This is a genomic window from Lactobacillus fornicalis (assembly GCF_055362665.1).
In genome coordinates, this window is the sequence record NZ_JBLTIM010000077.1 from 1 (window position 1) to 1,007 (window position 1,007).

Consider the following 1,007-nt stretch of genomic DNA (forward strand, 5'->3'; position numbering starts at 1 on the left):
TTGTTCATCACTTTGAAGTACACGTTCAGTCTTTCTACCTGATGGATCACCAATTGAGCCAGTACCACCACCAATAATAATTACTGGGTGGTAACCTGCCAATTGGAATCTCTTCAAAATCATAAATGGAATTAAATGTCCAATATGAAGTGAATCACCGGTTGGATCAGTACCACAGTAAAGTGCCAAATCATCATGTTCGGCAAGGTACTTTTTTAAACATTCTTCATCGGTTTGTTGATTAATGGCTCCACGCCATTTAAGGTCTTCCAAAATGTCAAACTTTGCCATAATTTCCTCCATCGAATAAATAAAAAACGTCCCTTGATTAAATCAAGGGACGACTAATAATCATTAAATAGCCGTGGTACCACCCACGTTTGCGCCTAAAGCGCCTTTATAGTTGCTAACGAGGATTTGCGCCCCGTACACTTGTACTTCGCCATACCTTAACCTGCCTAGCTCTCACCACAACGCTAGTTCTCTGAACGCTGAATTAAGGGGCTACTCTCTTTTTCGTGTTATCAATATAATATAAGGTAGTAACAAAATAGTCAATGAACAATACTCAGTTACAATTAAATTTTTTGTCAAATACAAATATAAGCTATAATAAAAGAGTTCGTAATATCAAATCAAACTTTACTTAAGAGGAAAAAAGAAAAATGAAAAAAATACCTAAATGTATTATTCCTGCATTAATATCTGCATTCATTTTTTTATTAGCAGGTTTAATTACTGGCACTAATCCATACTTCGGAGGAGTTCCAAATTCCGGAGATCTTGCAACGCAATATTACTCATTTTTTGGCTATTTACGCCATGTCTTAATAGGAAATTTTAGTGATTTTTCTTATAGCTTTTCCAATGGGTTAGGCGGTAGCATGGCTGGAAATTGGGGATATTATCTTTTAAGTCCATTAAATTTTATCATTTTATTATTCCCTGCAAATCAACTTAATATAGCTATTTATACTATCATATTAATAAAAATTATGATTGCGTCT

Annotated in this window: 1 protein-coding gene and 1 pseudogene; one reads left to right on the forward strand and one right to left on the reverse strand. The window is 34.5% G+C overall.

All coding sequences use genetic code 11. From position 1 onward, the window contains the following. A pseudogene (locus ACNDLV_RS08215) lies at nucleotides 1-291 on the reverse strand (tyrosine--tRNA ligase); the annotation flags it as partial. 374 nt (nucleotides 292-665) lie between these two features. Between ACNDLV_RS08215 and ACNDLV_RS08220 the strand changes: the two are divergent. Then, the coding region (locus ACNDLV_RS08220; RefSeq protein WP_498883109.1) for a YfhO family protein at nucleotides 666-1,007 on the forward strand (342 nt) is incomplete at its 3' end.